Below are 23309 nucleotides of genomic sequence, written 5' to 3' on the forward strand. Positions count from 1 at the left end.
ATGGGTGAAACAAATACAAATAACGCACCCATTTCTGACGACTCTAAAATACTGCTTGAAGCAAAAAATTTAACTCATGAATTTGATTATAAGCTTTTTGAAAATATAAATTTATCTCTACATAAAAAAGAATCTATTGCAATTATTGGTGTTAGTGGAAGTGGTAAATCAACACTTTTAAATATACTTTCATCTTTATTAAAACCTAAAATAGGGGAAATAGTTTTTAAAAATAAAGATATCTATAAACTCAAAAAGAAAAAACTTTTAAATATAAGAAGAGAAGATTTTGGTATAATATTTCAAGCACATTACCTTTTTAGAGGTTTTTCTGCAAATGATAATTTAGAGATTGCTACACTATTAAGTGGAAATAGTATAGACAAAGATTTATTAAAAATGTTAAATATAGATTTTGTAATAAATCAAAGTGTAGGAGAATTAAGTGGTGGACAACAACAAAGATTGTCTATAGCAAGAGTCCTTACAAAAAAACCTCAAATTATATTTGCAGATGAACCTACAGGTAATTTAGACAAACAGACCGCACAAGTTGTAATGCAAGTGCTTCATAAATATATAAAAGATAATGATGCAGGTATGATACTTGTAACTCATGAAGATGATTTAGCAATGCAGTGTGACAAAGTCTATAAACTAGAAAACTTACAATTGGAAGAGTTGAAGTAATGGATTTGATTTTAGTAACAAAAACACCAATTATAGAAAAAATATTCACACTTGTTTGTGCAAAATTAGGTTTAAATTTAAGTGTTCAAGCAGATATTAGCTTTGATGATAGTGTCGATATCATTATTGTAGATGAAGAGTTTGTAACAGAAGAATTTAATAGTTTAAAAACATTTACAAAAAAACTTGCTGCCATAGTTAGTGAGGAACTACCTTTCGATAAATCAAGAGATTTTATTATAAATAGACCATTTTTACCTACTGAATTAGAAGTACTATTAAAAGAACAAATAGAGTTTATAAATGATGAAAAAGAGTTTAATAAAAAAGAATATCAACCTATAGAAGATTTTAATTCAGAATTTAGTGAAGAGGATATTATCTCTAATTATGTAGAATCTCTTGCCGAAGATGTTGCAATGGATATCGAAGAAGAGAGTGATGAAAGTATTGTAACTATTGCATCTTTAAACAATGGTGGAGTTTTAGATAATAATGAATTAACTAAAATTAGTGATATTTTACATGATGATGAGATACATGATAAAGTCTCACATAGCGTTGATGAAAACGATTGGAAAGATATCAATGCTATTATAGATGATGCACTTAGTGAAGTAAAAGAGTATGAGTTTGATTTAGAACCTCAGGATGAAAATAAACCAAGAAAACTTATTTTAAATAACTATAGTATTAATGAATTAAAACCTTTTTTACAAAAATTTGATCAAAATGTTATAGATAAACTATCAAGTGGTGAAGATGTAGATGTTACATTATCTTTAAAGGTTAGTAAATAATGGAAAAAAAAGGTGCGATTCTAATTTTATCAGGACCTAGTGGCTGTGGTAAATCAACTTTATTAAAAAATGTTTATAAACAAATAGGTGATTATCATTTTTCTATCTCTACAACTACAAGAGAACCAAGAGAAGGGGAAGTAGATGGAGTTGATTATTATTTTGTATCAAGAGAAGAGTTTGAAGAAGATATAAAAAAAGGACATTTTTTAGAGTGGGCAGAGGTACATGGTAATTATTATGGTACATCATTGAAACCAATAATTTCAGCAGTAAACGAAGGTAAACTTGTAATATTTGATATAGATGTTCAAGGTCATACTATAGTTAGAAAAAAATTAGATAATATAGTTACCTCTGTATTTATAACAACACCATCTTTAATGGATTTAGAAAATAGACTAAAAAGTAGAAATACTGATTCAGATGAAGTGATTGAAAAAAGATTAACAAATGCAAAAACTGAAATTAAATATTTTAGAAAATATGATTATTTTATAATTAACGATGATTTAGAAGAAGCTTCAAAAAGTTTAGTTGCTATTGCAAATATTGCAAGGGTAAAAGCAAAATTATTTAATGATGAAGAGATTATAGCTAAGTGGTTAGCTAAATAATCTCATCATAACTTAAAGGCGCATCAAAATAATAACCTTGACAGTAGTCAATCCCAATATCTTTTATCACAGTATAAATCTCTTCTTCTGAAACAAACTCTGCAACAGTTTTAAAACCAAATTTTTTAGCAAATTCATCAATAGTTTTTACAATAATTTGTTGATTTTTAGATTCATTTATTCCTCTTATTAATGAGCCATCAATTTTTACATAATTAATATCAAGATTTACAAGCATATTAAAGTTAGAATACCCAGCACCAAAGTCATCTACTCCAATATTACATTCATAGTTATTCATATTGTTAATAAATTTAAATACTTCAGAAAAGTCTGAAATTTCTTCAGATTCTAAAATTTCAAATTCTAGTTTATTTGCATATTCTCTATTTTCTTCAATTACTCCATAAACGTATTCCATAGTACTAGAACTGGCAATATCTTCAAATGATATATTAACAGCTACTCTTTTGTTTTTTGTTTTAATTAAGTTAAAAGCTTCATTAATCATGATTTTGATGATATTTGGATAAAGTTTTGCTTTTTTTGCAATATCTAAAAAAGTAAATGGGGATACAACAGTACCATCTTCATCTATGTATCTTACAAGTGCTTCATATTTGTAAATCTCTTTTGTTTGGGTATCTACAATGGGTTGAAAATATGCTTTAAAGTTTCCATTTTTTACACCATTTTTAATTTTTTTAATCCATTTAATATTTTCTTCAAATGATTCTTGAATATTAAATGAGTCGTTATAAATTAAAATTGGTTCAAATTTCTTCCTTGCATATGCAATAACTCTTTGGGCATATTTATAAGCATTCCCATCTCTACTTTTTGCTATACCAATAGTGATATTTAAGTCAATTTCATGTTCATCGATTGAAACTGGGTCTTCTTCAATATAATCTTCAAATTTCTTACATAGGTCGTAAAACTCTTGTACATCAAAGTCATAGCTTCTAGCAATAACCAAAAATTTGTCAGCTTCAACTCTATAAATCAAGAATTTTTCTTTACTAAAATATTTTTGTAATGTGTCAGAAAATTTTAATAAAACTCTATCTCCATTATGCTCACCAAAAAGGTCATTGATAGTTGAAAACTTATCTATATTAATCATTGCAATTAAATCTTCGTTTGAGTCTTCTAAATCTTTTTTAAGTCTATTTCTATTTGGTAAATGGGTTAAGTTGTCAATATATAAATCTTTTAATTCGTGGTATAAAAGTGATTGACTCATTAGCTGTAAAAGCTTTTTCATATCAATTGGTTTTAATACATATTTATCAACTCCAATATCAATTGCTTCAAGTAAATATTCAGTATTTGAAAAAGCTGTTGCAACTATAATAGGAATATTAGGGTTGATTTTTTTAATCTCTCGAATCATCTCTAAGCCATTCATAATAGGCATATTTACATCAGTAATAATTAAGTCAATCTCAGATTCGTTTTGTTTAAAAAGCTCTAAGCCTTCAGCTCCATTTTGTGCAACAAGTTGCTTCTTTGTAAACCCTTTTAGTATATTAAGAGTTATTTCTCTTAAGGCTTCTTCATCTTCTGCGTATAGTATTGTTATGTTTTTTAAAATAGATACATTTGATATCATTAAGACTTACTCCAAACTTATTACGATATAATATTATAATATCTATTATATAAATGTTAACTATTTTTGTTCGCATTTAATTTTTTGTTATTAATTCATAATTTATAGGAAATTTTGTGGCTAATGTTAAGTGCAATCACTGTCATTTAGAGTTTGATGAAAAAGTGATGATTAAAGAAGGAGATCTAAACTTTTGTTGTAAAGGTTGTCAAGGAGTCTTTCATATTTTAAAAGATGATGGGCTTGATTCTTTTTATGAAAAGCTTGGAAATAAAACTATTGCTCCACCTATTGAAACTAACGATGATATCGAAAGGTTTGATACAAAAAGCTTTGAAGATACTTTTATTAAAACTACCAACGATGGATACAGACAAATTGATTTAATCATTGAAGGAATTCATTGTGCTGCTTGTGTATGGTTAAATGAAAAAGTGCTTTTTGAAACAGATGGAATTATAAGTGCAGATATAAATTTTACAAATAATAAAGCAAAAATTATTTGGGATGAAGAAAAAATTAAATTATCTGAAATAATTTTAAAAATTAGAAGTATTGGGTATAACGCATATGCATATGATGCAACTGTAGCAGATGAACAAGCTGTAAAAGCTAAAAGGGATTATTTTATCCGTATGATGGTTGCAGTTTTTGCAAGTGTTAATATTATGATGCTAGGAGTTGCAAAATATACTGGATTTTTTACAGGAATTGATGATGAGATTAAAGAATATATCCATTTAGGAGAATTTATATTCTCTACACCAGTTTTATTTTATTCTGGATGGATATTTTTCCGTGGTGCATATTTTGGTTTAAAGAATCGTATTTTAAATATGGACTTTTTAGTTAGTTCCGGAGCTACTTTTACTTATATATACTCTTTATTTATTCTATTTGGTGGAAAAGGGGAGAGTTACTTTGATTCTGTAACAATGATTATTACCTTTGTATTAGTTGGAAAATATTTAGAAGTCATTGGTAAAAAAAGTGCAGTTGATACTTTAGACAAAATAAAAAGCTCAATACCTTTAGAGGCAACTGTAGTTGAGGATGGTATAAAAAAAGCTATTGCACTGGATAATATTAAAGTTGGAGATGTTGTTGAGATTAGAAGTGGTGAAAAAGTTTGTATTGATGGTAAAATCATTAGTGGTGAAGGAACTTTTGATGAATCAAGTCTTACAGGAGAATCCTTACCAATATTTAAAAAGCAAGGGGATGTTTTATATAGTGGTACAATAAACAATGACTCTTTGATTAGATATGAAGTTACCAAAACATATAAAGATTCAACTTTAAATTCAATTGTTACTTTATTAGAAGATTCATTAAGTTCAAAACCTGAGATTGAATATAAAGCAAATGAGATATCAAAAGGATTTACTTTAACAATAATCTCTTTATCTATATTAACTTTTATAGTATGGTATTTTTTTGGTATAGATTTAGGTTTTGATTACGATAATACAAACCATTTTGAGAAATCTTTTATTGTAGCTATTTCAGTAATAGTTATTGCTTGTCCATGTGCTTTAGCTCTTGCTACACCAATTGCCAGTTTGATTGGTATTTCCGAACTTGCAAAAAAAGGTTTACTTTTTAAAGAGGCTAAGTTTATTGAAACTATGGCTAAAGCAGATACTTTAGTGATGGATAAAACAGGAACAATTACAAAAGGTGAACTAAAAGTTAAAAAGGCAAGAATTTTAGATAATAATATTCATAAATTGAATCTTATGTATTCTTTATTAGATTCTTCAACCCATCCAATTTCAAAATCAGTGAAAAAATATTTAGCTAATAAATATTCAAATCTTGAATTGAAAAATATCTATGATGTAAAAAGTGTTCAAGCAAAAGGTGTAGTTGGAAAATATAAAAATATTGAAGATAAAACTTTTCATCTTTTAGGTGGGAATATAGAATTACTAAAAGAGAATAGAATAAACTATAATTTTGATAGTTCAAGTTCAGTTTATATTTTTGCTATAAATAGAAAGGTTATTGCAACTTTTGAATTAGAAGATGAGATTAGAGAAGATGCTAAAGATTTAATTGATAGTATAAAACAAAGTGGTCTTAATATTGTGATGCTTACAGGTGACAACGAAAGTGTAGCAAAAAAAGTTGCAGCAAAAGTTGGGATTAAAAGTGTTATTTCCGGAATAGACCCAATAGGTAAAGCAAATTATATTAAAAAGTTAAAAAGTGAAGGAAAAACTGTTGTAATGGCAGGAGATGGTATTAATGATTCAGTTGCACTTGCTAGTTCTGATTTATCAATTGCTATGGGTAATTCTGCTGATATTACTATTTCTGTTTCAGATATAGTTTTATTAAATAGTTCATTAAGTAGTTTAAAATATGCATTTATAATTTCAAAAAGAACATATAAGTTTATAAAACAAAACTTGCTATTATCTTTGATTTATAATTCTATTACAATCCCTTTAGCTATGGCTGGATATGTTATACCATTAGTTGCGGCACTTTCAATGAGTTTAAGTTCTCTTCTTGTTGTTGCAAACTCTATGAGAATTAAACTAAAAAATTAGGAAAAACGATGATAAATGATACTTTATTTATGATGTTAGTTGTTGGGGTAATATTATCTTTTGCAGTTCTAGGTATGTTTATTTGGGGTGCAAAAGGTGGTCAATTTGATGACAGTGAAAAGATGATGGGTGGTCTTCTTTTTGATAGTACAGAGGATCTAAATGATGCTATGAAAAAAGAGGACAAGAAGAAAGAAGCAAAAAAAGAGGTAAAAAAAGAGCTAAAAAAAAGTGAACCACAAGAGTAGTTCACTTTTTAGGATTTAAATTTTTAATTATTTAAATGCAGCAATTTGTTTAGCTAAATCTTCAATATCTGCATCTGAAAGTCTTGCAACTTGACCTTTCATTACACCTTTCATAGCTCCACCATAAGAACCATCTTTATAACCTTTAAGTGCAGCAACAGTTTTTTCAACTGGCCAACCTTTAATTACTTGAGATTTTCCTAATGCTGGTTTTTCAGCAGTTGCCCCATGACAAGTAGCACATGTAGCATAATTTGCAGCCATTAAAGATGCAGCAGCAAGTATTGTTCCTAAAACAATTTTTTTCATTACATTCTCTCCTTAAATTGAAAAGTTAAATTTTATCAGTTTAATCTTTTATTAAGCTTATGTAGAAGAGATAATATTAATAAAAATAAATTATAATTATTTTATCTTTGATTTATTCAGCTTTTAATAAAAATTTTTATATAGTTACTACTCTAATGTAGGATAACAAATGAATACAAATGATACAGTATTAAAAATAGAAGATTTAAATTTTGGATATGATAAAAACAAGTTAATTTATAAAAATTTTAATTTAGAATTAAAAAGAGGAAAACTTATTGCCATTGTGGGTAGCAGTGGAAGTGGAAAGAGTACTCTTTTTGAATTAATAACAAAAAATTTAAAGCCATTAAATGGAACTATTGATGTAAAAAAAATAAGTTCTATCTATCAAGATCCATATAGTTCTTTTCATCCATCTTTTACAATTATAGAACAGATAAATGATGTAATAAATTTTAATAAAGAAAATATTGAAAATGAGATAGAAAAAAATATTAAATTATTAAATTTACATAAGAATTTTTTATATAAAAGACCACATGAATTAAGTGGAGGACAACTACAAAGATGTTCTATTCTTAGAGCACTTTTGATGAAACCAGATTTATTACTTGTAGACGAAGCAACATCAGCATTAGATAACATAGTTGCAGTTGATGTTATGAAACTAATTGTAAACCAACTAAATAACTGTGGAATTTTACTTATTACTCACGATATGAGTTTAGCTAAATGGTGTAGTGATGAGCTTATTGATTTAAATAAAATTATGGAGAAATAGATGATTAAAGAGTGTAAAAAAGCTTTAGTTTTATTAAATATGGGTGGAGCACGAAATAAAGATGAGCTAGAGATGTTTTTAACAAATATGTTTAATGATAAAAATATCTTAACTATAAAAAGTGACTTTTTTAGATCTTTAATTGCAAAATTTATTGTAAGTAGCAGAAAAGATTCAGCTTGGAAAAATTATGAAGAGATTGGAAATAGATCACCAATTAATCCCCTGACAGAGAAATTAGTTTCTAAATTAAATGATGAATTTGAAGATATATGTGTAGTTCAAGTTATGAGATATACTCCACCTTTTGCAAGTGAAGTTGTAAAAGAACTTGAAAAGAAAAAGGTAAAAGAGGTAATACTTTTTCCAATGTATCCTCAGTATTCAACCACAACAACTAAGTCTTCAGTTGAAGATTTTATTGAGTATTCAAAAAGAAAATTTCATATTGAGGTTATAGAGCCTTTTTATAAAAATAGAATATTTAATGAGGCTATTATCGATACTATTAAAAATAGTGTAGAAAACTATAAAGAGTATAATTTGATCTTTTCAGCACATGGTTTACCTCAGAAAATTGTAGATAAGGGAGATCCTTATGAAAAACAAATTAATGAACATGTTGATATTTTGTCAAAAATTTTAGAAGAATATAATATTGATTTCAAATCTATATCTTTGGCTTATCAATCTAAAGTAGGTCCTATGAAGTGGTTAGAACCCTCTTTAGATAGTGAATTAACTAAATATAGAAATCAAAAAGTATTAATATATCCAATTGCTTTTTTAATAGATAATTCAGAAACAGATTTTGAATTAAGTATTGAATATAAAGAGGAAGCTGATAAGATAGGAGTATTAGATTATAAAGTTTGTAAATGCTTAAACAGTGATGAAAAGTTTATTAAAGCGATAAAAGATATTATAAAAGATAAATAGGATAAATAATGGATGAAAAAAATAAAGTATTATTAGAACTTGCAAGAAAATCAATAGAATCAGTTTTTGATGAAAACATTAAAATAGATAAAGATACTTTATTAAATAAATTTACCTTTTTAAAAGAGATTGAAGCATCCTTTGTTACTTTAACAAAAGATGGACAATTAAGGGGCTGTATAGGTTCATTAGTTGCCCATAGAATCTTATTGGAAGATATTATTCATAATTCAAAAGCTGCAGCTTTTAATGATCCAAGATTTACCCCTTTAGATAAAGATGAGTATAAACAGATAAAAGTTGAGATTTCACTTTTAACAAAACCTGAACTTTTAAAATATAGTGATTTTAAAGACTTAGAAGAAAAACTAATTCCCAACAAACATGGTGTGATATTAGAACTTGATGGGAAAAGGGCAACTTTTCTACCACAAGTTTGGGAACAATTACCCAACTTTAATGACTTTATGGTTCATTTATGTAGAAAAGCTGGATTAAATCCCTCTTCTTTATCTGCTTTACCAAAAATTTTTATTTATGAGGCAATAAAAATAAAAGAGGATTAAAATGCAATATTTCAAAACCTCAAACACTAACCCCGATAAAAAAACTTGTCTTTTATGTTCATATTATTGTGATTTAAAAGAGGGACAAATTGGAATTTGCGGAGTTAATAAAAATACTGGTGAAAAAATTGAATGTTTAGTATATGGGCATATTAGTGCATTTAATATTGACCCAATAGAAAAAAAACCTCTTTATCATTTTTTACCCAATTCAAAATCACTATCACTTGGAACAGTAGGTTGTAATTTCCATTGTAATTTTTGTCAAAATCATGGGATTTCCCAAGAGAAAAAGATAGATAAATCAAATTATATATCTGCAAAAGATGTTGCACAAATAGCGAAACAAAGATTATGTAAATCTATATCTTATACATATAATGAACCAACAATTTTTTACCCCTTTGCAAAAGATATTGCAATTGAAGCAAAAAAGTTTGGTATAAAGTCAGTATTTGTAAGTAATGGCTTTGAAAGTAAAGAGATAATAGATGATATGGTTGGGGTTATTGATGCTATAAATGTTGATTTAAAATCTTTTAATCATAAATATTATAAATCAAACTTAGGTGGGAATTTAGATCAAGTTTTATCCAATATTATAAGATTGAAAAAGAATAAAATTTGGCTTGAGATCACAACACTTTTGGTACCTAGTAAAAATGATTCAGAAGAAGAGATTAGAAAGATTGTAAAATTTATAAAAGATAATTTAGGAGTTAATACTCCTTGGCATATTTCAGCTTTTCATCCGGATTACAAAGAGTTAAATCTTCCAAGAACCTCTTTTGAAAAGCTTAAAATGGCATATGATATTGCAAAAAATGAGGGTTTATTATATGTGTACATTGGTAATATAGGCTTTCCAAATAACACTTATTGCCCAAAATGTAATACTAAGTTAATTAGTAGAGAGTACTTTAATGTACTTGATAATAAATTAACATCGAGTTTTTGTCCAGAGTGTAATACAAAAATAGATGGAATATTTGAAGGAGAATAGATGACTAGTAGAGAGATGGCCGTAGCAGGTAGCTTTTATCCAGATAGTAATAAAGAGATAAATAGATTTATTGAACATTTTAATAAAAGTTTTAGTATTAAAGAAGATAAGCTAAAAATAAATCCTAAAGCTATAATCTCTCCTCATGCAGGATATATTTATAGTGGTTTTACTGCCAATTTAGCATACAATCTTTCATCAAGTAATAATATTAAAAGAGTGATTATAATTGGACCCTCACACAAAGTTTATCTTGAAGGTGCTTCTATTGCATTATATGATAATTACAAAACACCTTTAGGTGATCTACAGATAGATTTTGAGTATTCAAATAATTTAAAAAACAAATTTAGTTTTTTAGATTTTAATAAAGAGGTTCATAAAGAACACTCTACAGAAACTCAAGCTCCTTTTGTAAAAAACTATTTCAAAGAAGCAAAAGTTATAGAGATAGTTTATGGTAAGTTAGATTTTAATCAATTATCACTACTAATAGATGAATTACTTTTTGATAAAGATAATTTTATAGTTATTAGTACTGATTTAAGTCATTTTTATACACTTGAAGAGGCAAAAAAGTTAGATAATATATGTCTTAATGCAATTGCAAATAAAGATTTAAATATGTTTGATAAAGGTTGTGAAGCATGTGGAAAAGTGGGTGTGAAGGCCATGATAAAATCTGCTATTAAATATAATTTAGATACGAAACTTTTATATTATTGCACAAGTTATGATAGAACAAAAGATGATAAAAGCGTAGTTGGTTATGCTTCTGCCTTGATTGGGGAAAAAATTTAAATGTTATTTTTTATTAAGAAAGCTGTTTCTTTATTTATTATGCCTTTATCTATCTCTCTTATATTGTTTTTCTTTGGACTATTTTTTCTTTTTATCAGTAAATATAAAAAAGCAAAACTCTTTATCTCAATAGGATTTGTTTGGCTACTTTTAATCTCATATGCGCCCTTTGCTAATAGTTTAATAAAACCTTTAGAGACTAAATATAAATCATATATCAACATAGATTCAAATATAAAATATGTATTGGTATTAGGGAATGCACATAGTACTAATTCTGATATTTCAGAAGTATCACAACTTTCTAATACGGCTTTAAAAAGATTATCTGAAGGTATTAGAATATATAAAAAGTTAAACAGTTCTAAACTAATTGTTTCAGGATATGCTGGAGATGACAAGTTGACTCCCCATGCACTAATTGCAAAAAATGCAGCTATTTCTCTAGGCGTACCAATCAAAGATATATTAACTCAAGAAAAAGCAAAAGATACAATTGAAGAAGCAGAATATTTAAAAAAATCTATAGGGGATGAAAAATTTATTTTAGTTACAAGTGCTTCTCATATGCCAAGAGCAATAAAAATCTTTAAATCAGAAGGTTTAAATCCAATTCCTGCACCAACTGAATTTTCTTATAAAGAAAATATAGATTATTTAACTTTCCCTAAAGTTACATATATGAACAAAACTACCCTTGCTTTTCACGAATATATAGGTACTTTTTGGTTTGAGATTGTAAGATTATATAGACTTTATCTAAATTGATAAGTGATTATAGTATAATCGCGAATGAAAAGAGGTTATAAGTTTAGATGAATAAATTAATAGAAATTAAAAATATCTCATATAGTTATGATACATCAAGTGTTTTAGAAAATATAAATTTAGATATTTTAGAAAATGATTTTTTAGCTATTATTGGTCCAAATGGTGGAGGTAAATCAACACTGTTAAAACTAATTTTAGGATTATTAAAAACAAAAAGTGGAATTATCACTAAAGGTTTAAAAAATGATCTAATAGGTTATGTTCCTCAAAATACAAATTTGAATACTGATTTTCCTATAACTGCTTTAGAAGTAGTTTTAATGGGACATAAAATTACAAAGAAAAAATTATTTGGTTACAGTAAAGAAGATATCTCTTGTGCTATGGATTCTTTAAAAAAAGTTGATATGGAAAATTTTGCAAATAGCAAAATAGGAGATTTAAGTGGAGGTCAAAGACAAAGAGTTTTTATTGCACGTGCACTTTGTACAAATCCTAAAATAATGCTTTTAGATGAGCCCACTGCAAGTATTGATGTAAAAGGACAAAAAGAGATATATGAACTACTTAAACAGTTAAATAAAACTATATCAATAGTTGTAGTAAGTCATGATATTTCAATTTTATTAAATTATGCAAAAAATGTTGCCCATATTAATAAAAGATTAGTTTATCATCATTTAAAAAATAACACTAGCAACACTGTTGATATAGATAAAGAGCATCTTTGTGAAGTTGAACTTCTTTCAGCTCTTGGCAAAACAGAAATATGTTGTAACCATACACACAATTAGGACAAATATGTTTGAAGCTTTACAATATGATTTTATACAAAATGCTCTTATCTCAGGGATATTAGTATCTATCGCAGCTGGAATAATTGGTTCTTTAGTTGTGGCAAATAAGATTACTTTTTTGGCAGGGGGTATTGCCCATAGTTCTTATGGAGGAATAGGTCTTGCTATATTTTTAGGAATACCAATTTTATTTGGAGCTACAGTATTTGCAGTTGCTACTGCTATAATAATTTCTGCACTTACATTAAAAAATAGAAATAGAATTGATGCTATTATTGGTATTATGTGGGCTTTTGGAATGGCTATAGGTATTATATTTGTAGATTTAACACCAGGATATAATGTTGATTTGATGAGTTATCTCTTTGGTTCAATCATTGCTGTTTCAAATGATGATATAATATATCTTACTATATTAGATATTTTTATAATTGGATTAGTAATCCTTTTTTACAAGCAGATTTTGGCAGTATCTTATGATAGTGAATTTGCTTTGTTAAGAGGAATAAATGTAAAGTTTTTTTATACTTTAATTTTAATCTTAGCAGGTTTAAGTGTAGTTGGGGCTATAAAAGTTGTAGGACTTATTTTAGTTATAGCCTTATTAACAATTCCAACATATATGGCAGAAATTTTTGTAAAAAAATTATCTTCAATGATGATTTTAAGTGCATTATTAGCTACATGTTTTACTTTAATTGGTCTTGCAATTTCGTATTATTTTGATATAAGTTCGGGTGCAAGTATTATTGTTGTTGGTGTAATAAGTTTATTAATTTCAAAACTTTTAGGAAGAAAATGAATAAAAAAATAGAATTAGGAACTTTAAATATCCTAAAAGTAAATAGAGTATCTGAACCAGGTATTTATTTAATATCTTTAGATGAAGAGGAAGTACTTCTTCCAAATTGTTATGTTACAAATCAAATGCAAATTGGTAGTGAACTAGAAGTGTTTATTTATACTGATAGTGAAGATAGATTAGTTGCAACAACTTTAAAACCATATGCAATGAAAAATGATTTTTCCTCTTTAGAGGTTGTTGATATAGCAAAATTTGGTGCATTTTTAGATATGGGTTTACCAAAAGATTTATTAGTGCCTAAAAATAGACAAAAATCAACATTTCAAGTAGGAAATAGAAAAGTAATTCAAATAGTTGAAGATGAGAATACCCATAGACTTATAGGAACAGAAAAATTTTTATTAGAAAAAACTCCAAATAATTTAACAAAAAATGATGAGGTAGAGATTTTAGTTTATATAAAAACTCCACTAGGGTTTAAAGTTATAGTAAATAATAAATATGAAGGTCTAATTTATCATAATGAGATTTTTGAAAAAGTTAATATAGGTGATAGAAAAAAAGCTTTTGTTAAATATATTAGAGATGATGGAAAATTAGATATATCTTTACAAAAAATTGGTGCAAAACAAAGTGATGAAAATCATAATAAAGTATTAGAAAAACTAAAAGAAAATAATGGAGAGTTAAGTTTCACATATAAAAGTGATGCCCAAGATATTAAAGAGATGTTTGAAATGAGTAAAAAAGCATTTAAAGCTTCACTTACAAAACTTTTAGAAGATAATAAAATAGAACTATTAGAAACATCTATTCGATTAAAGTAAATATTAGAAAAATAAAAAGTTTATTTTTATTGACTTAAAGTCAAAAATATATAAATATTGATAAACTTATATTAGAACTTATAATTAAGAATTTATTTATAATCTTCAATTATAATTTCGCCAAATTTTATAAAAAGGGAAGAGATGGCAACAACTAATCTAAAAGGTAACCCAGTAAATCTATCTGGTACAGAAGTAAATGTAGGTGATAAAGCACCTGAAACAAGTGTTGTAGGACAAGACTTATCTGATATTAAAATTGGTGGAAAAGCACAAATTATAGTTGTAGTTCCGTCATTAGATACTCCTGTTTGTGCAGCAGAAACAAGAAAATTCAACGAAGAAGCAGCAAAAACTGACGCTGAAGTAGTAGTTGTGTCTATGGACTTACCATTTGCTATGGGAAGATTCTGTACAACAGAAGGGATTGAAAACTTAAAAGTTGGAAGTGATTTTAGAAATAAAGATTTCGCAAATGCATATGGTGTATTAATTGCTGATGGACCACTTGCAGGTGTTACTTGTAGAGCAATTTTTGTTACTGATCCACAAGGTGTTGTAACATATAAAGAGATTTGCCCAGAGATTACAGAAGAGCCAAATTATGAGGCTGCTTTAGCTGCTATTAATTAGATTATAATTTATCTTTGAAAAAGGGAAGAGGGAAAATCCTTCTTCCCTTTTTTTATGGCTACACATTAACTAAACGCTATTATTTTAAAATTTCAGTATCACAAAAGGAGTTAATATGAATATATTAAAAAAACCTTCATGGTATATAAGTGAAAACGAAGTTACTCCCAAAGAGATTTTTGATAAAAGAAGAGATTTTTTAAAGTTAGGTGCTGCTTCTTTAGTTGCAACATCATCAGTTATAGAACTGTTTGCAAAAGAATCTCTACCCTTAAAAAATCTAAATTATCTTGAGGATAAAAATCCAGATAAATTAGAATTGAATAGTTATGAACAAATAACTTCATATAACAATTTTTATGAGTTTACAACAAGTAAAGAGGGCGTAAAGCCTTTATCTAAAACTTTGAATACAAACAGTTGGGATATTATAGTAGATGGCTTAGTAGAAAAAGAGATGATTATTAGATTTGATGATTTATTAAAAAACTTTCAATTGGAAGAAAGAATTTATAGGTTTAGATGTGTTGAAGGTTGGTCCATGGTTGTACCTTGGATTGGATTTAAGTTATCTGATTTTATTAAATATGTAAAACCTCTTTCAAAAGCAAAATATATTAGATTTGAAACATTATTTGATGATGAGATGTTTCCAGACCAAGCAAGAGGTTTTTTCTCTACTATATCTTATCCTTATGTTGAAGGATTACGTCTAGATGAAGCGATGAATGATTTGACAATATTAGCAGTTGGACTTTATGGTTCATCTATGCCAAAACAAAATGGAGCTCCTATTCGACTAATAGTTCCTTGGAAATATGGGTTTAAATCTATAAAATCTATAGCAAGAGTTAGTTTTGTAGAAGAGGAACCATTAAACTCATGGCAAAAAGAAAATCCAAGAGAGTATGGTTTTTATGCAAATGTAAATCCAAATGTTGATCATCCAAGATGGAGTCAAAAAAAAGAAAGAGTCTTGGGAAAATTTTTCAAACAAGATACTTTGATGTTTAATGGATATCAAAAAGAGGTTGCATCATTATATGCAAATATGGATTTAAAAAAATATTTCTAAGAAAAAAATTATGAAAAGATTTTTGCTAATATTTCTATTATTGTTTCCATTTTTTTTTATCATATATGAAGTATTTTTTATAAAAAATGTAATTGATCCCATCAAATACATATATACTTATACAGGTATAAGTGCAACAGTATTACTTTTTGTTACAGTAAGTATATCTTTGTTGAAAAAATGGATAAATCTTATTAAATATAGAAGAATAGTAGGTTTAATGGGCTTCTTTTATGCTTTTTTACATTTTTTAAATTTCGTTATTTTTGATGCACAGGGGGATATATTATTTATAATAAATGAGATTATTGATAAACCATTTATTTACCTTGGTATAATAGCTTTTTTGATAATACTATTTATGGCATTAACCTCTACAAAAAAATTATTTAAAAGATATGTTAGATACCATAAATTAGTCTATATATCACTTATTCTTATCACTATACATTTTACAATGGCACAAAAGTCTTTTGTTTTATTAGATTTGGTTTTTATAATAATTATTCTGATAATTGGATATTTCAAACTTTTGCAATATATTATTAAAAAAAATAATTTTTGAACTTAGTAGAAAATAAGATTTTGTTATACAATATAGTTATTTAAACAAAAACTAACATATCATTTTGTTATAATTCCGTTATTATGCGAATGGAGTTAATATGAAAAGTTGGAGTATTGGAAGCAAATTAAATCTGCTTATTTTAGTAAGTTCTGTTGTTGGGTTAGTTATTGCTTTTGTAATGTTTTCTTTTTACTTAGGAAATGTAAAAGTTGGAGTTTATAAAGAAGCAACAAATGATTTAAACTCAATTGTTAAACAAAAAATTTTAGCTAAAGAGGAGATATGTATATCAAATGCAGTATCAATTGCAAATGATGGAAAAATTGTTGAGGCTTTAAAAAATAAAGATAGAGATGAACTTGTTTCTATTATGCAAAAACTTTCAAAAGATTTTAAAGATAACACAAATTTTAAAAATATCAAAATTCATCTTCATGATAATGAAGGAAACTCTTTTTTAAGATCATGGAAACCTGAAAAATATGGTGATAAACTTATTGATATCAGAGAAGCAATTTCAAATGTACAGAAAAATAAAAAAGCAGTAGTTGGAACAGAAATAGGTGTTTCAAATGTAAACTTAGTAGGAGTTGCTCCAATAGTTAGTAATGGTGAATTTGTAGGGAGTGTAGAGTTTAAAGCTGGATACAATTCTATTATAAAAGATGTCAAAAAATATTATCATTCTAATGTATTAATGTTATTAGATAAAGAAAAAGTTCAAAGTGATTCTATCTTATCAAAATTAAAAGAGGTGGGAAAATATTCTTTAAATCAAAAAACATATGATGAGCAATTTGCAAATTATGTTTCTAATTTAAATCTTGAAGATATTGAGAAAAACACTTATTATGTTGGTGATGAATATTTTATTACATTAGCACCGATAATAGATTTTTCTGGAGATAAAATTGGTTATTATGTAGTTGGTGAAGAGATTAAACATATAGAAGAGTTAGTGGCTCATTCACAATCTATTATATACATGGCTTTAGTACTTATTGTTGTAATTTTGCTTTTAATAAGTATTATTATCTCTATTTTCTCAAGAAAAATTATTATAAAACCACTAAAAGAATTAGACAATGCTATCACTTCAATTAATAAAAACTCAGACACTTCAAATAGAGTAGATGTTAAAAGAGAAGATGAGATTGGAAAAGTTGCAAAAAACTTTAATACCTATTTAGAAAAAATTGAAAATGGAATAAAACAAGATGCTAAAGTTATAGATGAAGCAATTGATATTGTTCATAAAGCTAAAGAGGGATTTTATACTTATGATATTAAAGAGATTGCAAACTCTCCACAAGTTGAAGAATTAAAACAAAAAGTAAATGAGATGTTAAAAGTTACTAAAGATAATTTATCTATTATAACTAATGCTTTAATTCAATATGGTAATGCTCATTATGATTATTCAATAGATGCAAAAAGTTCAGGAAATGTTGGCTCTTTAATAAAAGGAACAAATGCATTAGGAACATCAGTATCAGAACTTTTAAGTATGGTTGATAATTCAAGTAAAAGATTATCTACAAATGCCGAAGAATTAGCATCAACTTCTGAACAACTATCAGCATCATCTTTACAACAAGCAGCATCTTTAGAAGAAACAGCTGCAGCTATTGAAGAGATTACATCAACTATTACTCACAATGATGAAAAAACTAAAAAAATGTTAATGATTTCAAAAGAGATGGAAGCTACAAGTCAAGAGGATGATAGATTAGCTCATGAAACTGGAAAATCAATGGAAGATATCAATAAAGCAACAGATGATATAGTAGATGCAATTACTATTATTGACCAAATTGCTTTCCAAACAAATATTCTTTCACTTAATGCAGCAGTAGAAGCTGCAACAGCAGGTGAAGCTGGTAAAGGTTTTGCAGTTGTTGCTCAAGAGGTTAGAAATCTTGCAAGTAGAAGTGCTGAAGCAGCAAAAGAGATAAAAGATTTAGTTATTTATGCCCAAGAAAAAACAAAAAGTGGTAAAGGTACAGCTGATAAAATGGTAGAAAGTTTTAACTTTTTAAGTTCAAAAGTTTCAGAAGTTGCTACATTAGTTGGTGAAGTATCTGCTGCATCAAATGAACAAAGACAAGGGATGGATCAAATTAATGATGCAATAAATCAATTAGATAAATCTACTCAGGAGAATGCAAATGCATCAGAAGCAGTATCTCAAAAAGCTATGGCATTAAGTGAGTTATCTTCACAATTAGTTTCTATTATAGAAAGAACAAGTTTTGATAAGTCAAGGGAAAAGTCAGTATGTGATGTAAATCTTGTATTTGATACAACTAAATTAAAACTTGACCATATTTCATTTAAAGAAAACAACTTTAGTAAAGTAGGACAAGGAAATACTTGGAAAGTAAAAAATCATAATGAATGTGACTTAGGTAAATGGATAGCTGAACATTCAAACGAAGGATTTACTAAAAACCAAGATTGGGAAGCTTTATTAAAAGCTCATGAAAATGTTCATAATTGTGTACAAAAATATATAGATGTAGATTCAAAAGATAAAAAAGATGCTCAGTTAATAGGTATCGCAAAAAATATTGAAGAAAATACAACAGAAGTATTCAATTATATTGATAAAATAAAAGAGCATAAATGTGATGAGATGAGACTAGAAAGAGCTCGTGACTCTTTTAAGGAAGAAAAAGACCCTCAAAAATATCACGATAAAGTAAAAAAATATAAAAAAGTTGAATCTTTATATGATAGAAAGGGTGTTATAAAAGAGAAAAATAGCGATGATGAATGGGAAAGTTTTTAGTTAATTATAGTATTAACTATTGATTAACTTTTCGTTACTTTAGTATTAATACTCATCTATTATAATTTTAATATGGATTAAGAAGGTGCGCGAATCCTTCAAAGATTTAAAAACTGCGAATTTTTAAATTTTCCAATTTGTTTCCTTGTGTGTAAAAAAGGCTCCTTGAAAAAGGGGCCTTTTTTTTTACCCAAATTAAAGTACTTTATTGCTACTATTCGCCAACAAAAAAACTTTCAAAGAGAAATATTCAATTAATGCCATTATCAAATCTAAATGAAGACCAGCTAAGTGCTGCTACCTGTCCTACGGGATATAATCTTATTATTGCTAGTGCTGGAACTGGAAAAACTTCTACAATTGTAGGACGAATTGCAAATCTTATTAACAACGGGGTAAAACCTGAAGAGATATTATTATTAACTTTTACAAATAAAGCTGCTGCAGAAATGGTTCAAAGGGTTGCTAAATTTTTTGGAAAAGAGATAGCCCAAAAAATTATGGCTGGCACTTTTCACTCTGTTTCATATAAATTATTAAAACAATTAAATATAAATATTACATTAAAACAACCAAATGAATTAAAAACACTTTTTAAATCATTATACGAAAAAAGAGTCTTTTATGATAGAAGTGACGATGCAAATCCATATGATGGTGGATATTTATATGATATGTATTCTTTATATCTAAACTCAAATGATGGAGAAACATTTGAGAAGTGGGTATTAAATAAAAATCCAGACCATGAACTTTATACAGCAATTTATGAAGATGTAGTTTTAGAATTTAATGAATTAAAAATAAAATATGGTTATGCAAACTTTGACGATTTATTAACAATAATGCTTGATACATTAAAAGAAAATGAATTTGCTTTTAAAGAGATACTTGTTGATGAATATCAAGATACAAATCCTTTACAAGGAAGATTATTAGATGGGTTTAAACCAAAATCTCTTTTTTGTGTAGGTGACTATGACCAAAGTATTTATGCATTTAATGGCTCTGACATAGGTATTATTTCAACATTTTCACAAAGATATAAAGATGCTGAAGTTTTTACTCTTAGAAAAAATTACCGATCAAGCAAACCTATTTTAGATTTAGCAACAAAAGTAATAGAACATAATGAAAGAATATATGAAAAACAACTTCAAGTGATGCGTAATGATATAAATATTGCACCAAAACTTTTAGCTTTCACAGAATTGTTTCAACAATATCATCATATCTCAGATTTAATTTCAAAAAGTGGAACACCACATAATGAGATTGCAATTATATTTAGAAATAATTCAAGTGCAGATGGTATAGAAGCAAACTTAAGAGAGTATGGAATTCCTGCAAAAAGAAAAGGTGGAATGTCATTTTTTGATTCGGTTGAGGTTAAATTTGTAATTGACATGTTAGTTATGCAATTATCACATAACGATATGATGGCTTTTATACACGTATTAGAACACGGTAAAGGGATAGGAAAAGCTATTGCAAAAGATATCTTTGATGCTTTAATTAAACTTGGAGATGGAGATTTATTTAAAGGTTTGTTTTATCCAAGGGAAGATATAAATAATCCTTTTGAAACAAATAAAGTAAAAAACATACAACTTGGACTTTTCGACGATTTTTTAGAATTGGGTTCAGTGTCTAAATTCAAAGATTGTGGTTTTGAGGATAGTTTTTTAGGTAATCCATTATTGAAACATCCTAAATTGTCTGTTGATGGAGCAAAATATATTTATGATTTTTATCTTTTAGTAAAACAATTAAGAAGAGTCAAAAATCCTGAAACAATGGTTTCTAATATTATTGGTTCAATGATGTATTCAAAAATAAAAGATTTCTTAGCTACGAAAAGAGCAACACAAAAAGATGGAACAATCAATCCAACTCAAAAAGCTAAAGGTTTAGCAAAAATAAATAGAAAAGGGATGCTTTTAAGAAATCTTTCACGTAACTTTCAAGACCTTTCAAAATTTGTAAACTCTATGATTTTAGGTGGTGGAGAGATGAGTGAAGGGGAGGGTGTTAACTTACTTTCAGTTCATGCAAGTAAAGGTTTAGAGTTTAAAGAAGTATTTGTAATAGACCTTATGGATGGAAGATTCCCAAACAGAAAACTTATGAGCAAAGGTGGAAGCTTAGAAGAGGAAAGAAGACTTTTTTATGTTGCTGTTACAAGAGCAAAAGATGTACTCTATCTTAGCTATGCAAAGTTTGACAAAATAAAAAAGATTGACTTTATCCATTCTCCATTTTTAAAAGAAGCTGGACTTATTAAAACAGATGAGGAAAATTAATAAATTTCTTTATTACTAAATTATAAATTAAAACTAATAGCTGTATAATTAAATTAAGGGAAAATTAAATTAAGGAGGCAGTTATGTTACGATTAATTTTAACTCTTCTTTTAAGTGTTGTTTTTTTTAGTGGATGTTTTGAATATGCTGCAACAATGGCTTATAATCCACCTGCAAAAGTGAACTTAAAAGATGATGAGGTAAAGATTACTCATAAACAAGAGTATGATAAGTTAATAAAAGAAAGAGATCGTACTAAAAAGTATATTGATGATTTAGAAGTGCAAAAAATGGATGCGCACAATGAGATTATGAATGTACTAAAAGGTTCAGCATTGCATGATAATAATATGGGTGCAGGAGATGGTCGAGCTCCAATAGGTGGATCAATGAGTAATTATCATAGTCCAGAGGCTGCTATAAAACACAATCAACAAACATACGATATTACTTGCAATGAGATAGTAAAACAAAGAAAAAAATTAAATAAAATTTATGATAAATTATCTCAGCTTGAAGAAGAAAATAAAAAAAGTTGTTTTCCAAAAGATACAAAAATTTTAACTTCTAGCAAACACTTGAAAGATATATCTGATATCAAAATTGGGGATGAGGTGTTAGTTTATGATATTGCAAAAGATAGATTAGTATCTTCAAAAGTAAAAGATAAATATATAGATACAAACAATCACTACTACAAAATAAATGAAAATGTAGAAGCAACTGCATTTGAAAGATTTTTAACTCAAGATGGCTGGAAAATTACAAGAGAACTAGTGAAAGGGGATACAATTTTTAATGGGAATAGTTACACTAAAATTGAAACTATCTCAAAAATAAATAAAGATCTTCAAGTTTATAATTTACATATAGATTCAAGCCATAATTTTTTTGTTTCAAAAGATGGAAAAGATTTTTATTTAGTTCATAACACTAGTGGTGGTGGAAGCAGTGGAAGTGGAGGTGGAAAATGAAAACTTTAAAATATATAGTAATAGCAGTATTAATAGCTATATTTTCTACTGGATGTATGGATACTGTAAAAAAAGAGTATTATGATGCTGAAGCAGATAGATATTATTATGAAAATAAAAACTATCAAGAAGCAGCACAAAACTACAAAGAAGCAGCACAAAATGGAAGTTCATACGCTTATTATAGTTTATATGAAATATATAAATATGGTAAAAATGGTGTAAGCCCAAATGAAGAGTATGCAGATAGGATGTTAAAAAAAGCAGTTGAGATGAAAGATTACAGGGCTGAATATATATATGCAATGAGATTTTTATATTCAGTAACTCCAGATTATCAAAAAGGGATTGACCTATTGGAATCTTCTGCAAAAAAAGAATACCCATACGCATATTTAGAGTTAGGTTATGTATATCTATATGGATTAGGAGTTCCTAGCAATAGAGTTAAAGCAATAGAGTATTTTAGATTAGCTAATTCTTTTGGGCTTAAAACTCCTAATATAGATAATCTGACTTTAGTGGCTACTAATAAATATTCTGACCTTGATAAAGAAACAATTATTGAGTTACAAAAGAACCTTAAAAAACTTGGATTTTATAACTCTACAATTGATGGTATAAGTGGACCTATGACTAGAAAAGCAATATCAGATTTCCAGATATATTATGGTTATGAAGTTTCAGGAAGAGTCTCTCAAGAGATTTTAAACCAAACAGTAAGAGAACTTCAAAAATAGTTATATGCTAGTTAAACTAGCATATAACATCAACTAACTATAAAATAAACTACTTTTAGATATAATCGCGGATATTTTAAAACCAAGAAAATCAA

The 23309-nt window shown here is 27.2% G+C and carries 23 protein-coding genes; 21 read left to right on the plus strand and 2 right to left on the minus strand.

From position 1 onward, the window contains the following. From ACKU4C_RS02970 to gmk, 3 genes are read left to right on the plus strand one after another with little or no spacing between them, the layout of a single operon-like run. Window positions 1-690 (plus strand): ABC transporter ATP-binding protein, encoded by a 690-nt coding sequence (locus ACKU4C_RS02970; protein WP_321314363.1) that lies wholly within the window; start codon window positions 1-3, stop codon window positions 688-690. Beyond that, a complete protein-coding gene (locus ACKU4C_RS02975; protein ID WP_321314364.1) occupies window positions 690-1490 on the plus strand; it encodes a hypothetical protein in 801 nt (266 codons plus the stop codon). Before ACKU4C_RS02970 ends, ACKU4C_RS02975 begins: the two co-directional genes overlap by 1 nt. Continuing rightward, a complete protein-coding gene (gmk, locus tag ACKU4C_RS02980) occupies window positions 1490-2107 on the plus strand; it encodes a guanylate kinase (RefSeq protein WP_321314365.1) in 618 nt (205 codons plus the stop codon). Before ACKU4C_RS02975 ends, gmk begins: the two co-directional genes overlap by 1 nt. Here the strand turns inward: gmk and ACKU4C_RS02985 are convergent. After that, the gene (locus ACKU4C_RS02985) at window positions 2100-3722 is read right to left on the minus strand and encodes an EAL domain-containing protein (RefSeq protein ID WP_321314366.1); all 1623 of its coding nucleotides are present in this window, start codon (window positions 3720-3722) and stop codon (window positions 2100-2102) included. The genes gmk and ACKU4C_RS02985 overlap by 8 nt on opposite strands. Before the next feature lie 116 nt (window positions 3723-3838). Between ACKU4C_RS02985 and ACKU4C_RS02990 the strand changes: the two genes are divergently transcribed. Together ACKU4C_RS02990 and ccoS are read left to right on the plus strand one after the other, a co-directional pair. Beyond that, window positions 3839-6280, plus strand: coding sequence for a heavy metal translocating P-type ATPase (locus ACKU4C_RS02990; protein WP_321314367.1), 2442 nt, complete (start codon window positions 3839-3841; stop codon window positions 6278-6280). An 8-nt stretch (window positions 6281-6288) separates the two neighbouring features. Further along, window positions 6289-6528, plus strand: coding sequence for a cbb3-type cytochrome oxidase assembly protein CcoS (gene ccoS / locus ACKU4C_RS02995; protein WP_321314368.1), 240 nt, complete (start codon window positions 6289-6291; stop codon window positions 6526-6528). Window positions 6529-6555: 27 nt separating this feature from the next. On the opposite strand, the gene ACKU4C_RS03000 is transcribed toward ccoS, so the two are convergent. Then, on the minus strand, window positions 6556-6837 hold the full coding sequence (locus tag ACKU4C_RS03000; protein WP_321314369.1) for a c-type cytochrome: 282 nt from the start codon (window positions 6835-6837) through the stop codon (window positions 6556-6558). A gap of 169 nt (window positions 6838-7006) precedes the next feature. On the opposite strand from ACKU4C_RS03000, the gene ACKU4C_RS03005 reads away from it, so the two are divergent. From ACKU4C_RS03005 to ACKU4C_RS03080, 16 genes are all read left to right on the plus strand, one after another. After that, the gene (locus tag ACKU4C_RS03005) at window positions 7007-7621 is read left to right on the plus strand and encodes an ATP-binding cassette domain-containing protein (protein WP_321314370.1); all 615 of its coding nucleotides are present in this window, start codon (window positions 7007-7009) and stop codon (window positions 7619-7621) included. A 3-nt stretch (window positions 7622-7624) separates the two neighbouring features. Beyond that, window positions 7625-8560: a ferrochelatase gene (gene hemH, locus ACKU4C_RS03010; protein WP_321315909.1), complete on the plus strand. Its 936-nt coding sequence runs from the start codon at window positions 7625-7627 to the stop codon at window positions 8558-8560. Between the two features lie 8 nt (window positions 8561-8568). Then, on the plus strand, window positions 8569-9126 hold the full coding sequence (amrA, locus tag ACKU4C_RS03015; RefSeq protein WP_321314371.1) for an AmmeMemoRadiSam system protein A: 558 nt from the start codon (window positions 8569-8571) through the stop codon (window positions 9124-9126). Window position 9127: 1 nt separating this feature from the next. Further along, window positions 9128-10129, plus strand: coding sequence for an AmmeMemoRadiSam system radical SAM enzyme (gene amrS / locus ACKU4C_RS03020; RefSeq protein ID WP_321314372.1), 1002 nt, complete (start codon window positions 9128-9130; stop codon window positions 10127-10129). Beyond that, complete coding sequence (gene amrB / locus ACKU4C_RS03025) at window positions 10130-10930, plus strand: AmmeMemoRadiSam system protein B (protein WP_321314373.1); 801 nt, start codon at window positions 10130-10132, stop codon at window positions 10928-10930. After that, window positions 10931-11698 carry an ElyC/SanA/YdcF family protein gene (locus tag ACKU4C_RS03030; protein ID WP_321314374.1) on the plus strand — a complete coding sequence of 256 codons (768 nt, stop codon included), beginning with the start codon at window positions 10931-10933 and terminating at the stop codon, window positions 11696-11698. Window positions 11699-11745: 47 nt separating this feature from the next. Continuing rightward, window positions 11746-12495 (plus strand): ABC transporter ATP-binding protein, encoded by a 750-nt coding sequence (locus tag ACKU4C_RS03035; protein WP_321314375.1) that lies wholly within the window; start codon window positions 11746-11748, stop codon window positions 12493-12495. A 7-nt stretch (window positions 12496-12502) separates the two neighbouring features. Continuing rightward, on the plus strand, window positions 12503-13300 hold the full coding sequence (locus ACKU4C_RS03040; protein ID WP_321314376.1) for an iron chelate uptake ABC transporter family permease subunit: 798 nt from the start codon (window positions 12503-12505) through the stop codon (window positions 13298-13300). Continuing rightward, window positions 13297-14130, plus strand: a complete 834-nt coding sequence (locus ACKU4C_RS03045; protein ID WP_321314377.1) for a S1-like domain-containing RNA-binding protein — start codon at window positions 13297-13299, stop codon at window positions 14128-14130. Before ACKU4C_RS03040 ends, ACKU4C_RS03045 begins: the two co-directional genes overlap by 4 nt. Before the next feature lie 144 nt (window positions 14131-14274). Further along, complete coding sequence (gene tpx, locus ACKU4C_RS03050; RefSeq protein ID WP_321314378.1) at window positions 14275-14763, plus strand: thiol peroxidase; 489 nt, start codon at window positions 14275-14277, stop codon at window positions 14761-14763. A 115-nt stretch (window positions 14764-14878) separates the two neighbouring features. After that, the gene (gene msrP, locus ACKU4C_RS03055; RefSeq protein ID WP_321314379.1) at window positions 14879-15838 is read left to right on the plus strand and encodes a protein-methionine-sulfoxide reductase catalytic subunit MsrP; all 960 of its coding nucleotides are present in this window, start codon (window positions 14879-14881) and stop codon (window positions 15836-15838) included. Between the two features lie 10 nt (window positions 15839-15848). Further along, the gene (locus ACKU4C_RS03060; protein WP_321314380.1) at window positions 15849-16403 is read left to right on the plus strand and encodes a ferric reductase-like transmembrane domain-containing protein; all 555 of its coding nucleotides are present in this window, start codon (window positions 15849-15851) and stop codon (window positions 16401-16403) included. A gap of 100 nt (window positions 16404-16503) precedes the next feature. Beyond that, window positions 16504-19197 (plus strand): methyl-accepting chemotaxis protein, encoded by a 2694-nt coding sequence (locus ACKU4C_RS03065; RefSeq protein WP_321314381.1) that lies wholly within the window; start codon window positions 16504-16506, stop codon window positions 19195-19197. A gap of 257 nt (window positions 19198-19454) precedes the next feature. Next, the gene (locus ACKU4C_RS03070) at window positions 19455-21500 is read left to right on the plus strand and encodes an ATP-dependent helicase (RefSeq protein ID WP_321314382.1); all 2046 of its coding nucleotides are present in this window, start codon (window positions 19455-19457) and stop codon (window positions 21498-21500) included. 83 nt (window positions 21501-21583) lie between these two features. Next, window positions 21584-22474 (plus strand): Hint domain-containing protein, encoded by an 891-nt coding sequence (locus tag ACKU4C_RS03075; RefSeq protein ID WP_321314383.1) that lies wholly within the window; start codon window positions 21584-21586, stop codon window positions 22472-22474. Further along, the gene (locus ACKU4C_RS03080) at window positions 22471-23214 is read left to right on the plus strand and encodes an SEL1-like repeat protein (RefSeq protein WP_321314384.1); all 744 of its coding nucleotides are present in this window, start codon (window positions 22471-22473) and stop codon (window positions 23212-23214) included. The genes ACKU4C_RS03075 and ACKU4C_RS03080 overlap by 4 nt, the downstream gene beginning before the upstream one ends. Window positions 23215-23309: the final 95 nt, after the last annotated feature.

Source organism: Halarcobacter sp. (assembly GCF_963676935.1).
In the GTDB taxonomy this organism is placed as follows: Bacteria; Campylobacterota; Campylobacteria; order Campylobacterales; family Arcobacteraceae; genus Halarcobacter.